Genomic DNA, 14,122 nt, shown 5'->3' with positions numbered 1-14,122 from the left:
ACTAGATGACGCCCATCTCGTCGAGGCGCTCGGGCAGGTAGGTGTCGGTGACGAAGTCGAGGCCGCGGGAGGCAAGCGCCTGCTGTTCGGCCTTCTTGTCGATGTCCAACTGGAGTTCGATCTGTTCGGTCCAGAAGTCGCTCTGGAAGCGCGGGTCCTCCAGTTCGGACTCGAGGGCGTTCACGTCGGAGTCGCTGAGCGGGTCCGTCGGCAGGTCGTAGTCGACGATGTCCTGCGGGCGGATACCGACGAACTGCGCTTCCGGGGTGGCGAGGTACTCCGAGAGGTGCGCGGACTTGATGGAGCCGTAGGAGACGGAGCCGAAGATGCGGTACGACCACGGGTCGCCGTCAGTGAACACGGTGATGGGGAGGCCGAGTTCGTCGTGGAGGCGCTTGGTCAGGCGGCGGGTCGCCCGCGCGGGCTGACCGCCGAGGTGGACGACCAGACAGTCGTACTCGTCGTCGAAGCCGTTCTCGACGAGGCGGTCGCGCATCCCGCCGGTCTCCACGCACATCACGAACTCCGCGTCGCAGTCCAGGAACTCGATGGTGTCGGGGTTGTTCGGAATCTGGTAGCCGCCCTGCCCGACGTCGTCCTGGCAGTGAATCTCGCGGTCGCCGCGGTTGGTCTGCTCGCGGATGCGCAGCGGCCCCATCACCTTCGCGCCGGACTCCTCGGGACGCATGTGGAAGTCCTCGCGCTTCACGCCGGAGACGATTTCGAGGTCCTCGACGAGCTTGTCGGACTCGCTCTGGTCGTTGAACTGGGCTTCCTCCTCGTCCCAGGACTCCGAGAGGTAGTACAGTTCACGCAGCGTCGAAGAGCGGTCCTCGTCGAGCTGCTGGGCGAGGAAGTCGATGGTGTAGATGGACTTCAACAGCTTGCGCGCGCCCCGCACGGAGTTCGCCGAGCGCGTGCTCGTGCGGTCGCCGTACACCCACACGTCGGAGTCGTCGTCGTACTCGATGTTGGACTTCGAGCGCGTGGGCAGGGTCATCTTCGGGACCGACCCGTCCGCGAACTGGTCGTAGAACTGTTCGGCCAGCTCGACGAGCTGGTCGCGGGCGTCGTCGCCCTTCGGCGTGTCTGGGGTGTTTGCGTCGCTCATTGGTTGATGGTGAGGCGGGCGTCCTCGACGCCCTGCACGGAGAGGTCGAACTCCGCGTCGTCGTCCACGCTGTACGTCAGCTCCGCGGTGTCGCCGCCGGAGACCGACGGCGACCACTTCACGAACCACTCGCCGTCCATCTCCACGACGTTCCCGTCGGTGGGGTCGGCGGGTTCGGCGGTGACGATGTCGGTGACGTCGACGTCCGCGGCGGTGTCGCCGTGGTTCTCGACGCGCAGCGTCACCTCGTCGCCGTCGAGGTCGCGCTCGACGAGGACGTTGTTCATGATGCGCGCCAGCGAGTCCTCGACGTCGAGGGGCTCGTTGTCGGTCATGTCCGAGACCTTCTCGGCCATCGTGGGGAGGATGTCCATGATGACGTTCTGCTTCTGCTGGCGCTTGCGCATCGACTGGCGCTTGTTCAGGAACGACTTGAGGTCGCGGGCGGCCTCCCGGACCGCCAGCTCGATCTCGTCCTCGATTTCCTCGACGGACGCCACGGCGTCCTTGGATTCGCTGGTGAACGGCACGTTCGTCGAGGCGACGTGGACCATGATGACGGCGGGACCCTGCGGGAGGCCGCTGCCGCCGGGCTGGTCGAGGTTGTAGTTCCGCCAGCCGATGTCCTTGACGACGTTCGTCGTCGCACAGGCGCCGCGCTGGTAGACCAGCGGCACGCGGTTCGCGAACCGCAGCAGATCGACGCCGCCCTGGTCTTCGAGTTCGCCGCCGTACGCGATGCCGGCCTCCACGATGAACGGGTCGCCGCCGTGGACCTCGGCGTCCCGGGTGGCCGCCGAGTAGAACTCGGCGTCGAACTCCTTGCGGAGCCCCGCTTCAACGAGGTCGGCCTTGATGGGCGACAGGCAGGAGGTCGGCGGCGCCATCACGTCCACGCTCGCCATCGCGTCCAGCAGTTCGCTGGCGGTGTCGCGGTCGGCCGCCACGTCCTTGGTCTTCGGCAGGTCGTCGGGCACCGTCGCCATGTCCGACCAGAGTTCCTCGACGACGTTCTCGCGCGCGGTGTCGCCGACGGTCGCGTCCTCGACTTCCTCGGTCATCTCCGCGGCGCGGTGGACGAACTCGGCGAGTTCGGCGCGGGTCACGCGGTCGCGGGGCGTGTCGCTGCCGAACTTGTCGGCGATGCGCTCGGCGAGCCCGCGCACCGTCGCGTCGTCTTTCTGCGTGGTGGTCGCGGCGTCCACCGCGACGAACACGTCGGCCGCGCGGTCCTCAGTGAGCGCGTCCCACACCGCGTCGACGACGTGCTCCTGCACAGTGTCGCCGAACGTCGTCCCGGAGGACTCCTCGGACGCTTCGGCGGCGTCGGCGACGAGCGCTTCGAGTTCCGAGTACGCGACGCGCTCCGCGTCTTCGACGGCGTCGGCGACCCGCTCGGCGAACGCCGCGGTGTCGTCGGCGCCCTTGTTCGAGACGGCGTCCACCACGGCGGCTTCGAGGTCGGTCTCGGCGTCGATGCCCGGTGGTCGCCACCGCAGCTCGCGGCCGTAGTGGCGGTCGCGGAACGCGTCCACGATGCCGTCGGCGGTCTTCTTCCCGACGCGCGTGAACTCCGACTGGAGGAACCCCGAGACGGAGTGCGAATCCGTGTCGCCGAGCATCTTGATGAGCGTCCCGAGTTCGACCCCGTGGGGGTGGGGGCGAATCTCCTCGGTTTCCTCGGGGAGGCCGGCGCCCTCGGCGCGCTCGGCCTTGATTTCGCCCTTCGGCTCCTGCAGTTCGATGCGCGCGTGGGGGTTGACGACCGCGGTGTGCTTGACGTAGTCGTGGAGCTGGCCGCGGGCGCGCATGTTCGCTTCGAGGTCCATCTCGATGCGCGTGCCGTGCGTGCCGCGGAGGTCGCTCTCCGCCGCGGAGAGTTCCTTCTCCACACTGATTTCGGGCTCGTTGGTGTCCGTGTCGATGATGAGCTCGTAGTAGTTCGACACGCCGGAGTCCTGCGTGCGGCTCTCGATGCGCACCGGCTTCCCCGAGGTCAATTGGGAGTAGAGGACGGCCGCGGAGATGCCGATGCCCTGCTGCCCGCGGCTCTGCTCGCGGGCGTGGAACCGGGAGCCGTACAGCAGCTTCCCGAAGATTTTCGGAATCTGTTCTTTCGTGATGCCCGGCCCGTTGTCCTCGACGACGAGGGTGTAGTAGTCGCGGCCCTCCTCGATTTCGACGTAGATGTCCGGGAGGATGCCGGCCTCCTCGGTGGCGTCGAGGGCGTTGTCCACGGCCTCCTTGACGGCCGTGACCAGCCCTCGGGCTCCGCTGTCGAAGCCGAGCATGTGCTTGTTCTTCTCGAAGAACTCGGCGATGGAGATCTCGCGCTGGCTCGCGGCGAGCTCCTCCGCGATGCCCTCCTCCTCGCCGAGCGTCGACTGGAAGGACGTCATTCGATACCCGTAGTTCCCGTTCGGCGGGTAAAACCCCAGCGGTGTGCGGGGTGAAAGTGAAACTGAACGCGCGACGGCAGACGAACGCAAGACAATCGCGGGGTTTTCGCGCGCACGCGTGCGAGTCTTTTTTACCGACGGGGAGCCTAGGGAGATGCAACGTTCATGTCTGACCAAAGCGAGTACAGCGCTGGCCAAATCCAGGTTCTGGAGGGGCTGGAAGCCGTCCAGAAGCGGCCGGCGATGTACATCGGGTCCACTGACGCTCGTGGCCTCCATCATCTCGTCTACGAGGTCGTGGACAACTCAATCGACGAAGCACTGGCCGGATACTGCGACCACATCGAGGTGACGCTCCACGAGGACGGCTCGGTCAGCGTGGAGGACGACGGTCGCGGCATCCCCATAGACACCCACGAGGAGTACGACCGCCCCGCGGTCGAGGTCATCCTCACCGTCCTGCACGCCGGCGGGAAGTTCGACGCGAAGTCCTACCAGGTCTCCGGCGGGCTCCACGGCGTCGGCGTCTCCGTCGTGAACGCGCTCTCCGAGCGCCTCGCGGTCGAGGTCTCCCGCGAGGGCGGGAAGTACCGCGAGAAGTTCGAGCACGGTGAACCCGTCACGGACCTCGAACGAATCGACGACGTCGGCGACGACGAGACCGGGACGCTGATTCGGTTCCGCCCGGACGCCGACATCTTCGAGACGCTGGAGTTCGACTACTCCACGCTCGAGAACCGCCTGCGCGAGCTGGCCTTCCTGAACTCCGGCGTCGAAATCACGCTCACCGACGAGCGCGGCGACGAGTCGCAGTCCTCGACGTTCGAGTACGAGGGCGGCATCCGCGAGTTCGTCGAGTACCTCAACGAGAGCCGGCAGGCGCTCCACGAGGACGTCATCTACTTCGAGAGCGAGGAGGACGGCATTCAGGTCGAAATCGCGATGCAGGCGACCGACGACCTCCAGTCCTCGACGCACGCGTTCGCGAACAACATCAACACCCGCGAGGGCGGCACCCACCTCACGGGGTTCAAGACCGCGCTCACGCGCACGGTCAACGACTACGCCAACGAGCACAACCTGCTCGGGGAGCTCGACGGCGAGAACCTCACGGGCGAGGACATCCGCGAGGGGCTCACCGCGGTCGTCTCCGTGAAACACCCCGACCCGCAGTTCGAGGGGCAGACGAAGACCAAGCTCGGCAACAGCGAGGTCCGGGGCATCGTCGAGGGCACGGTCCACGAGGGACTGGGCACGTACTTCGAGGAGAACCCCGACACCGCCGAGGCCGTCGTCCGGAAGGCCGTCGAGGCCGCGAAGGCCCGGAAGGCCGCGAAGAAGGCCGAGGAGCTGACGCGGCGCAAGTCCGCTCTCTCCTCGACGAGCCTCCCCGGGAAGCTCGCTGACTGCCAGACGAAAGACCCCGACGACGCCGAACTGTTCATCGTGGAGGGCGACTCCGCGGGCGGCTCCGCCAAGCAGGGCCGCAACCCCGAGTTCCAGGCGATTCTCCCGCTCGGCGGGAAGATTCTGAACGTCGAGAAGCACCGCCTCGACCGGATTCTCGAACACGACGAGATTCGACACATCATCACCGCGCTCGGCACCGGCATCGGCGACGAGTTCGACATCGACGACATCCGGTACAAGAAGATCGTGATGATGACCGACGCCGACGTCGACGGCGCGCACATCCGCACGCTCCTGCTCACGTTCTTCTACCGGCACATGAAGCCGCTGCTGGAGGCCGGCTACGTGTACGCCGCCCAGCCGCCGCTGTACCGCATCCGGTACCGCGGGAACACCTACGACGCGATGACCGAGGAGGAGCGCGAACGCATCATCGAGGAGAAGTGCGACGGCAACCCGACGCAGGTCCAGCGGTTCAAGGGCCTCGGGGAGATGAACCCCCAGCAGCTCTGGGACACCACGATGGACCCCGAGAACCGCATCCTCAAGCGCATCACCGTCGAGGACGCCGCCGCCGCGGACAAGATGTTCTCCGTGCTGATGGGGGACGCCGTCGAGCCGCGCAAGCAGTTCATCCAGGACCACGCCACGGACGCAGAGTGGGTGGACATCTAACATGAGTTCGGACGCACCAGACCCAGACGCACCCGACGAGGTCGCAGACCGCGTGAAGAACGTCCGCGTGGACGAGGAGATGGAACAGTCGTACATCGACTACGCGATGAGCGTCATCGCGGGCCGGGCGCTCCCGGACGTCCGGGACGGCCTCAAGCCCGTCCACCGCCGCATCCTCTACGCGATGCACGAGGCGGGCGTCTCCAGCGGTTCCAGCCACCGGAAGTCCTCGAACATCGTCGGGGACACGATGGGCGACTACCACCCGCACGGCGACTCCGCCATCTACGACGCGCTCGTGCGGATGGCACAGGACTTCTCGATGCGGTACCCGCTCGTGGACGGCCAGGGGAACTTCGGCAGCGTGGACGGCGACCCCGCGGCCGCGATGCGGTACACGGAGGCCCGCATGGCGTCTATCGCGGAGGAGCTGCTGACGGACATCGAGAAGGACACCGTCGATTTCCAGTCGAACTACGACGACCGCCTGACCGAGCCCGAGGTGCTGCCGTCGGCGTTCCCGAACCTGCTCGTGAACGGCTCGTCGGGCATCGCGGTCGGGATGTCGACGAACGTCCCGCCGCACAACCTCGGCGAGGTCATCGACGCGACCGTCCACCTCATCGACAACCCCGACTGCACGGTCGTGGACCTGATGGACCACGTGAAGGGGCCGGACTTCCCGACCGCGGGCAACATCGTCGGGCGCTCGGACGTCAAGCAGGCCTACCAGACGGGACGGGGCCGCGTCCGGGTGCGCGCCGAGTACCACGTCGAGGAGGGCGACTCCAGCGACAGCATCGTCATCACGGAACTGCCCTACCAGCAGAACAAGTCGAAGCTCGTCGAGCGAATCGCCGACGACGTCCGCGACGGCGACCTCGACGGCGTGCGCGACCTCCGCGACGAGTCCGACCGCAACGGCATCCGCATCGTCGTCGAACTCAAGCGGAACGCGAACACGGACGTCGTGGAGAACCACCTGCTGGAGTCCCACCTGGAGCGCACGTTCGGCGTCATCAACCTCGCGCTCGTGGACGGCCAGCCGAAGGTCCTCACGCTCAAGGAGATGCTCGAGGAATACGTCGCCCACCGCAAGGAAGTGGTGCGGCGGCGCAGCGAGCACGACCTCGCGGAGGCAGAGGACCGAGCGCACATCCTCGAAGGCCGCCTCAAAGCCCTAGAGCAGGCCGACGACGTGGTCGAGACCATCCAGAACGCCGAAGACCGCGACGACGCCAAGGAGGCGCTCAAGGACGACTTCGGGTTCACGCAGGCCCAAGCCGACCACATCGTCCGGATGCAGCTCGGCAGCCTCACGTCGATGGAGGCCGCGGAAATCGAATCCGAGTACGAGGAGGTCACCGACCGCATCGAGCGCTTGGAGGAGATTCTGGGTAGCGAGGAGGAACTCCTCTCAGTCATCAAGGACGAACTGCGGGACATCAAAGACGAGTACGCCGACGAGCGCCGCACGTCGTTCATCGAGGACACGGGCACGGTCACCGACGAGGACCTCATTCCCGAGGAGGACGTCGTGGTCGTGCTCTCCGAGAGCGACTACATCAAGCGCGTGCCCGCGGACACCTTCGACGCCCAGCACCGCGGCGGGAAGGGCATCATCGGCACCGACCTCAAAGACGAGGACCGCGTCTCAGCGGTGTTCACCGCGAGCACGCACGACTACCTCCTCTGCTTCACGAACCAGGGGCAGGTCTACCGCCTGAAGGTCCACCAGGTGCCGGAGATGTCCCGCACGGCGCGGGGCACCTCCGCCGTGAACATCCTCGACCTCGACGACGACGAGGAGATTTCCGCGGTCGTCACCGCCGACGACCTCGACTTCGAGAGCGACGACGAGTACCTCACGATGGCGACCCGCCACGGCTACGTGAAGCGCACCACCGTCGGCGAGTTCGAGAACATCCGCTCGACGGGCATCATCGCCATCAGCCTCGAGGACGGCGACGAGCTCGCCGACGTCGAGGTCACGGACGGTAGCCACGACGTCGTGCTCGGCAGCGAGCACGGGATGGCGATTCGGTTCGACGAGACGGACGTCCGCGCGATGGGCCGCAACGCCCGCGGCGTCCGCGGGATGGACCTCGAAGGCGACGACAAGGTCGCGGGCCTCGCGCCGGTCGAACCCGACGACGAGCGCACCCTCCTGACCGTCACGGAGTACGGCTACGGGAAGCGCACGCCGCTGTCGGAGTACCGCAAGCAGTCCCGGAACGGCAAGGGACTGGTGGACATCAAGACCGGCGAGCGCAACGGCAACGTCGTCTCCCTGGACACGGTCAGCGACGACGACAACCTCGTCGCGATGAGCGAGGCCGGCCAGATTATCCGGCTCCCCGTCGACGAGATTTCGACGGTCGGCCGGAACACGAAGGGCGTGAAAGTGATGGACGTCGAGGCCGGCGACGAGGTCGCCGCCGTCTCCGTCTACCGGCCCAGCGAGAGCGACGAGGACGAGGCGAGCGAGGAGTAGCTTCCACGTAACTTTTTCCGCGGATTCCCACCGAGTGGGAGCGGTTGCGACTGCGTAGGAACCACCCCGGGGGATTGTCCCCCTGCCCGTCGTATCCCCAAGTAGGTGAACGACGATGGCTGTCGCCGAACGCGAACGGGAGGTCTTCGGACAGGAACTGAAACCACTCGACCGAATACTCGCCGGCGCCGCGGTCGTGTTCGGCGCGCTCGGGCACGCCGCGCTCGCGGCGGCGGGCGCGGGGCTCGTGTACGCCGTCGCGACCACCGCGCTCTGAGTCAGAGAATTCGCTTGCCGAGCGCGCTCGCGGCCAGCTCCGCGGCGATGTCCGCGGTCCGGTTCGACTCGTCCAGAATCGGGTTCACTTCCACGACTTCCAGCGAGCGGAGGAACTCTTCTTCCGCGTCCCGCTGCGCAATCGCTTCCAGCGCCGCGTGCGCCTCCCGGTAGGTCGCGCCGCCGCGCACGGGCGTCCCGACGCCCGGGGCTTCGTCGGGGTCGAGCCAGTCGACGTCCAGCGAGACGTGGACGCCGTCGGTGCCCGCAGTCACGATGTCCAGGGCCTCGTCGACGACGCTGGTGACGCCGCGCTCGTCGATGTCGCTCATCGTGAACGCGGTCATCTCGCTCTCCCGGATGGCTTCGCGCTCGGAGGGGTCGAGGTTCCGCAGGCCGACGAGCGCGACGTTCTCCTCGCGGAGGCCGGTGGCGTTCGCCCACTCGGTGTCCGCGAACTCGCCGCGGCCCAGCGCCGCCGCCAGCGGCATCCCGTGGACGTTCCCGCTCGGGGAGGTCGCGGGCGTGTTGAAGTCGCCGTGGGCGTCCAGCCAGAGCGCGCCGATTTCGGCGTCCCGCGCGCTCCCCGCCAGCGACCCGATGGCGACCGCGTGGTCGCCGCCGAGCACGAGCGGGAACGCGCCCTCGGCGAGCGTGTCCGCGACCTCGGCGGCGAGCCGGAGGGAGACGTCCTCGATTTCGTCGAGGAACTTCGCGTTGGCGCCGTCGGGGTCGCGCTCCTCCGCGCGCGGCACGAGCAGGTCGCCGGTGTCGACGGCGTCGACGCCCGCGGCGTCCAGCTGTGCGGCGAGGTCGGCGTAGCGAATCGCCGACGGCCCCATATCGACGCCGCGTCGGTCCGAGCCGTAGTCCATCGGTGCGCCGATGACGTGGACGGTCTTGGCCATACAGGTGGTACGCGCATCGGCCTTTAGTGGGTCCCGTTCTGCGCCGGCGAGGCGTTTATGTCAGAATCGCTCGACGTAGCGGGCGTGCCCGCCAAGCGACGCCAACTCCGATACCTCGCGTTCCGGCTGGTGGGCTGGCTGGCGTGGCTGCCGCTGACCGGGAATCCGTGGCACGACCGCACGTACGGCGACTTGAAGCGACTCCGGCCCGCGGAAGCGGTGGCGTCGCTCGCGCCGCTGGCGTGCTACGCCCTCGTTGCGGCGTGGGTGTACGCGTACTTCCCGCGGAACGTCGTGCCGTTCGCGGCGTCGGCGCTGGCAGTCGGGCTCTTCCTCGGCGGGACGCTCGTGGCGTCCTCGCTGGTCGCGACGAAGCTCGTCGAGCGAACCCTCGTCAGCCGGTAGTTCAGTCGCGGTACGGGGCGACGACGCGCTCGACGCCCTCCTCGAAGGAAATCTGGGGCTCCCAGCCGGTCGCCTCCGTTATCTTGGAGATGTCCGCGCACGTGTCGTGGACGTAGTTCTCCAGCGGAATCGGCTCGTACTCCGGTTCGACGTCCGTGCCGAGCGCGTCGTTGATGAGCTCGACCATCTCGTTGAACGAGTACGCCTCGCCGGTGCCGAGGTTGTAGACGCCCGTGAGTTCGTGCTTGGCGGTCGTCACAAGTCCGCGCACGATGTCGTCGACGTGCGTGAAGTCCCGCGTCTGGGAGCCGTCGCCCCACAGCACGGGCGACTCGCCGTTCGCAATCTTCTCGGTGAACTGCGAGACGGTGTTGGCGTACTCGCCCTTGTGGGCCTCGTTGCCGCCGTAACCCTGGTACACCGAGAAGAACCGCATCCCCGCACACGAGAGGTCGTCGTAGAAATTGTTGTAGTACTCCGCGTAGCGCTCGCGGCCGAGCATCGACGCGTCGTAGCCCGTCGCGGCCTCCAAGTCCATGTCCTCGGGGCTGGGCTCGGTGCGGCTGCCGTACGCCGAGGACGTCGATGCGTAGACGATGGTGTCGCAGCCGTCGGCGTGGGCCTGCTCGACGACGTTGACGAACCCCTCGATGTTGACGCGAGCGCCCTCGCGGGGGTTCTCTTCGAGCATCTGACGGCTGGACAGCGCGGCGAGGTGGTAGACGACGTCGACGTCCGTGGGCAGGTCGTCGTCGAGCACGTCCGCTTCGACGTACTCGACGTCCTCGGAGAGGTTCTCGGGCGTGCCGAGGTAGCCGTTGTCCAGCGCGACGACGTCGTTGTCCGCGGCGAGGTGGTTCGCGAGGTTCGACCCGATGAACCCCGCGCCACCGGTGACGAGAACGCGGTTTCCGTCCATGGACGTGGATTGACGGTCGGGCCGTAAAACCTACCGTTTCGCCGGTCCCCGTCGGGCTCCCCATCGGGGGATTTATGGAAAACACCGGCCAAACCAGTCGTATGTCATCGATTGAACTGACCTCCAGTCAGAAGACGATACTGCGAGCGCTCGTAGACCTCTACACGGAGCGCGAGCAGGCCGTCAAGGGCGAGGACATCGCCGAGGAGGTCGACCGCAACCCGGGCACGATTCGGAACCAGATGCAGAGCCTGAAAGCGCTCCAGCTCGTCGAGGGCGTCCCCGGTCCGAAGGGTGGGTACAAGCCGACCGTCAACGCCTACGAGGCGCTGGAAATCCAGAAGCTGGACACGACCGCCGAGGTCCCCGTCCGCCACGAGGGCGAGGTCGTCGAGGACGCGAACGTCGAGGAGGTCGGGCTGACGAGCGTCCACCACCCCGAGCTGTGCCGCGCGGAGATTCACCTCCGCGGCTCCATCCGGGAGTTCCACGAGGGCGACAGCGTCACCGTCGGACCGACGCCACTGTCGAAGCTCGTCATCGAGGGGACGCTGGACGGCAAAGACGACACCGCGAACATCCTCATCCTGAAGATCGACTCGATGGAAGCCCCCGCCGAGGAACCCGAGCACTGACGCGCGGCGTTTCAAAGCCTTTGTATCACCGGGTCACGCAGAGTTCCGTATGACAACCAAGGTCGTCGTTCTGGGTGCCGGGTACGCTGGCGCCGGCGCCGTGTCGAAGCTCGAAGACGAACTCGGTCCCGACGCGGAACTCGTCTGGGTTTCCGACACCGACTACCACCTCGTCCTCCACGAGGCCCACCGCGTCATCCGCGACCCGGGCGTCGAGGACAAGATCACGATTCCCGTCGAGGACGTCAAGTCCCGCGGGACGCGGTTCGTCCACGACGAAGTCGTCGACGTCCACGTCGACGACCGCACCGTCGAACTCGCGGACGGCGACGACCTCTCCTACGACTACCTCCTCGTCGGCATCGGGTCGGAGACGGCGACCTACGGCATCGAGGGGATGGGCGAACACCCCCACACGCTGAAGGGCCTCGACGACGCCCTCGCGATCCACGAGGACGTCAGGGCCGCCGCGAAGGAAGCCACCCGCGACGACCCCGCGCAGGTCGTCGTCGGGGGCGCGGGCCTCTCGGGCATCCAGAGCGCGGGCGAGCTCGCGGAGTTCCGCGACCGCCACAACGCGCCAATCGACGTGACGCTCGTGGAGGCGCTCCCCGAGATCTTCCCGCCGGGCGACAGCGAGATTCAGGGCGCGCTCCGCCACCGCCTCGAGGAGCGCGACATCGAGATTCTCACCGACGACCCGATTACGGCGGCCGCCGAGGACCACATCGAGTTCGACGAGCGCGACGACCTCGACTACGACGTGTTCCTGTGGACCGGCGGCGTCACCGGCCCCGGCGAACTCGCCGACGTCGACCTCGACGCCGAACACAACCGCCTGCAGGCGGGCTCGAACCTCCAGACGGAGGACGACCGCGTGTTCGCGGTCGGGGACTGCTCGCTGGTCGACCAGCCCGACGACGAGGTCGCGCCGCCGACCGCGCAGGCCGCGTGGCAGGCCGCCGACGTCGCCGCCGAGAACATCTCGCGGGCCATCGACGGCCGCCCGCTGCGCACGTGGACGTACGACGACCAGGGGACGCTGGTGTCCATCGGCGAGACCGCCATCGCCCACGACGTCCAGATGAACGGGTTCGGCGCGCCCGTCCGCACGTTCAACGGCACGCCCGCGAAGATGCTGAAGAAGGCCGCGGCCGCGCGCTGGATCGCGAAGATCACGTCGTGGTCGCGCGCGATGAAGGCCTGGGACGCGCTGTAACCGCGATAACTCCGCTGTTTTTCCGAACGACGACTACCAACGGGGCCTTCTGGAAGTCTCGCCGAACGTTGAAGGCGGACGCCGGCCTCAGTCCAGACATGGCTGCCCAACTGGTCTACTACGGGTTCGTCCTCCTCGCCGCCGTCACGGTCGTCGCCATCGGGTCGTACATCGGGACGATGCGCGCGCTCGACCGCTTCCACGCCGGCGAGGAGAGCATCTTCCTCTCGGGGGACGCGAGAGGCGGCGAGTGACAGTCGGATGGTCGGACTCTCCCGGAACGAGGTCGCACTCGAAGCCCACGACTCGTCGTGGCGCGAGACCTACCGCGAGGAAGCACAGCGACTTCGCAACCTCGTCGGCGACCGCGTCGAGGCAATCGAGCACGTCGGCAGCACCGCCGTCCCGGGGATTCCCGCGAAGCCAATCATCGACGTGCTGGTCGTCGTCGGTGACGGGCAGACGGACGCAGTGGCCGCCGAATTGGGAGCGAACGGCTACGACCGCCGGCCGAACGACGACGTGCCCGACCGCGTCTTCCTCGCGCGCGGGCCGCCGGACTGCCGGACGCACTACCTCTCGCTGGTCGAATCAGACAGCGACTGCCACCGCGAACAGGTCGCGTTCCGCGACTACCTCCGCGACCACTCGGCCGTGGCAACCGCGTACGCCGCGCTGAAGCGCGAGTTGGCCGCAGAGTATCCGGAGAATCGAGAAGCGTACACAGCCGAGAAGAGTGCGTTCGTCGAGGACGTACTCGACCGCGCGCTCCCCGAGTACGCGCCGTAGCTGCGCGCTCGCAGAGTTATTCCAGACTCATGCCGGCGTGCCACTGGTCGACGCCCTCCTCGGCTTTCTTCTCGTCCATCTTCGCGAGGAGGTGGACCGCGAGGCTCGCGGTCTCGGCGGCGTTGGACTCGCCCTCGGTGAGGAACTCGCCGGTCTCGCGGTTCGCGAACACCGAGCAGACGGCCCCCGCGCGCAGGCCGTAGACGTTCGCGAGCGTGAGGATGGCCGACGCCTCCATCTCGACGTTCGCGACGTTGGCGTCCTTGAGCTCCTGAATGAGGTCGTCGCTGCCGACGGCCTCGAAGCCATCGAAGCCGGGCCGGCCCTGCCCCGCGTAGAAGGAGTCCGAGCTCATCGTGAGGCCGACGTGGTAGTCGTGGCCGAGGCGCTCGGCGGCGGCGACGAGCGCGGAGACGACCTCGTTGTCCGCGACCGCGGGGTAGTCCTCGCGGACGTACTCGTCGCTGGTGCCCTCCTGCCGGACGGCGCCCCGGGTGATGACGAGGTCGCCGGGCTCCATCTCGGCTTGGAGCGCGCCGCAGGAACCCACCCGGATGAACGTGTCCACGCCGATGCGCGCGAGCTCCTCGACCGCGATGGCGGCCGAGGGCGACCCGATGCCCGTGGAGGTCACGGAGATGGGCGTGCCGTCGTAGCTGCCGGTAGCGGTGCGGTACTCGCGGTGGTGGGCGACCTCCTCGTGGTCGTCCCACAGCGGCGTGATTTTGTCGAGGCGCTCGGGGTTGCCGGGGAGCAACACGGCGTCCGCGACGTCCCCAGTGGAGAGTTCGACGTGATACTGGACCTCGTCGTTCGGGTCCTCGCTGTCGCCGGGCATGGCACCGAGTTGGCCGGCGACGTGCAAAGTGTCTTCGTGTTCCG

At 67.5% G+C, this 14,122-nt stretch carries 13 protein-coding genes; 8 read left to right on the top strand and 5 right to left on the bottom strand.

Annotated elements, in window-relative coordinates:
- Position 1 precedes the first annotated feature (1 nt).
- Positions 2-1,111 (bottom strand): DNA topoisomerase IV subunit A, encoded by a 1,110-nt coding sequence (locus ABSL23_RS10100; protein WP_353633639.1) that lies wholly within the window; start codon positions 1,109-1,111, stop codon positions 2-4.
- Positions 1,108-3,510, bottom strand: coding sequence for a DNA topoisomerase VI subunit B (locus tag ABSL23_RS10095; protein WP_353633638.1), 2,403 nt, complete (start codon positions 3,508-3,510; stop codon positions 1,108-1,110). Before ABSL23_RS10095 ends, ABSL23_RS10100 begins: the two co-directional genes overlap by 4 nt.
- Positions 3,511-3,675: 165 nt before the next feature.
- Here ABSL23_RS10095 and gyrB point away from each other — a divergent pair, with 165 nt between their 5' ends.
- From gyrB to ABSL23_RS10080, 3 genes are all read left to right on the top strand, one after another.
- Positions 3,676-5,595 (top strand): DNA topoisomerase (ATP-hydrolyzing) subunit B, encoded by a 1,920-nt coding sequence (gyrB, locus tag ABSL23_RS10090; RefSeq protein WP_353633637.1) that lies wholly within the window; start codon positions 3,676-3,678, stop codon positions 5,593-5,595.
- A gap of 1 nt (position 5,596) precedes the next feature.
- On the top strand, positions 5,597-8,089 hold the full coding sequence (gyrA, locus tag ABSL23_RS10085; protein WP_353633636.1) for a DNA gyrase subunit A: 2,493 nt from the start codon (positions 5,597-5,599) through the stop codon (positions 8,087-8,089).
- A 115-nt stretch (positions 8,090-8,204) separates the two neighbouring features.
- Complete coding sequence (locus ABSL23_RS10080) at positions 8,205-8,366, top strand: hypothetical protein (protein ID WP_169793389.1); 162 nt, start codon at positions 8,205-8,207, stop codon at positions 8,364-8,366.
- Between the two features lies 1 nt (position 8,367).
- Here ABSL23_RS10080 and rocF read toward each other — a convergent pair whose 3' ends face one another.
- Entirely contained in the window at positions 8,368-9,273 is a 906-nt protein-coding gene (gene rocF, locus ABSL23_RS10075) for an arginase (RefSeq protein WP_059056472.1), read from the bottom strand.
- Between the two features lie 57 nt (positions 9,274-9,330).
- Between rocF and ABSL23_RS10070 the strand changes: the two genes are divergently transcribed.
- Positions 9,331-9,678 carry a hypothetical protein gene (locus ABSL23_RS10070; protein ID WP_353633635.1) on the top strand — a complete coding sequence of 116 codons (348 nt, stop codon included), beginning with the start codon at positions 9,331-9,333 and terminating at the stop codon, positions 9,676-9,678.
- 1 nt (position 9,679) lies between these two features.
- Here ABSL23_RS10070 and ABSL23_RS10065 read toward each other — a convergent pair whose 3' ends face one another.
- On the bottom strand, positions 9,680-10,597 hold the full coding sequence (locus tag ABSL23_RS10065; RefSeq protein ID WP_353633634.1) for an NAD-dependent epimerase/dehydratase family protein: 918 nt from the start codon (positions 10,595-10,597) through the stop codon (positions 9,680-9,682).
- A gap of 101 nt (positions 10,598-10,698) precedes the next feature.
- Here ABSL23_RS10065 and ABSL23_RS10060 point away from each other — a divergent pair, with 101 nt between their 5' ends.
- The 4 genes from ABSL23_RS10060 to ABSL23_RS10045 all read left to right on the top strand — a co-directional run bounded on the left by ABSL23_RS10060 (position 10,699) and on the right by ABSL23_RS10045 (position 13,240).
- Positions 10,699-11,232, top strand: coding sequence for an Rrf2 family transcriptional regulator (locus tag ABSL23_RS10060; protein WP_059056469.1), 534 nt, complete (start codon positions 10,699-10,701; stop codon positions 11,230-11,232).
- A 49-nt stretch (positions 11,233-11,281) separates the two neighbouring features.
- Complete coding sequence (locus tag ABSL23_RS10055) at positions 11,282-12,451, top strand: FAD-dependent oxidoreductase (protein ID WP_353633633.1); 1,170 nt, start codon at positions 11,282-11,284, stop codon at positions 12,449-12,451.
- Positions 12,452-12,549: 98 nt separating this feature from the next.
- The gene (locus ABSL23_RS10050; protein ID WP_157533978.1) at positions 12,550-12,705 is read left to right on the top strand and encodes a hypothetical protein; all 156 of its coding nucleotides are present in this window, start codon (positions 12,550-12,552) and stop codon (positions 12,703-12,705) included.
- A 7-nt stretch (positions 12,706-12,712) separates the two neighbouring features.
- Positions 12,713-13,240: a GrpB family protein gene (locus ABSL23_RS10045; RefSeq protein WP_353633632.1), complete on the top strand. Its 528-nt coding sequence runs from the start codon at positions 12,713-12,715 to the stop codon at positions 13,238-13,240.
- Between the two features lie 16 nt (positions 13,241-13,256).
- Here the strand turns inward: ABSL23_RS10045 and ABSL23_RS10040 are convergent, their stop codons facing one another.
- Positions 13,257-14,078: a nucleoside phosphorylase gene (locus tag ABSL23_RS10040; protein ID WP_353633631.1), complete on the bottom strand. Its 822-nt coding sequence runs from the start codon at positions 14,076-14,078 to the stop codon at positions 13,257-13,259.
- Positions 14,079-14,122: the final 44 nt, after the last annotated feature.

Origin of the sequence: Halobacterium sp. NMX12-1 (assembly GCF_040435975.1) — an archaeon.
GTDB classification, from domain to species: domain Archaea; phylum Halobacteriota; class Halobacteria; order Halobacteriales; family Halobacteriaceae; genus Halobacterium; species Halobacterium hubeiense.
Note: the sequence above shows the minus strand (reverse complement) of the source record. Positions and strands in the feature narration are given on the sequence as shown.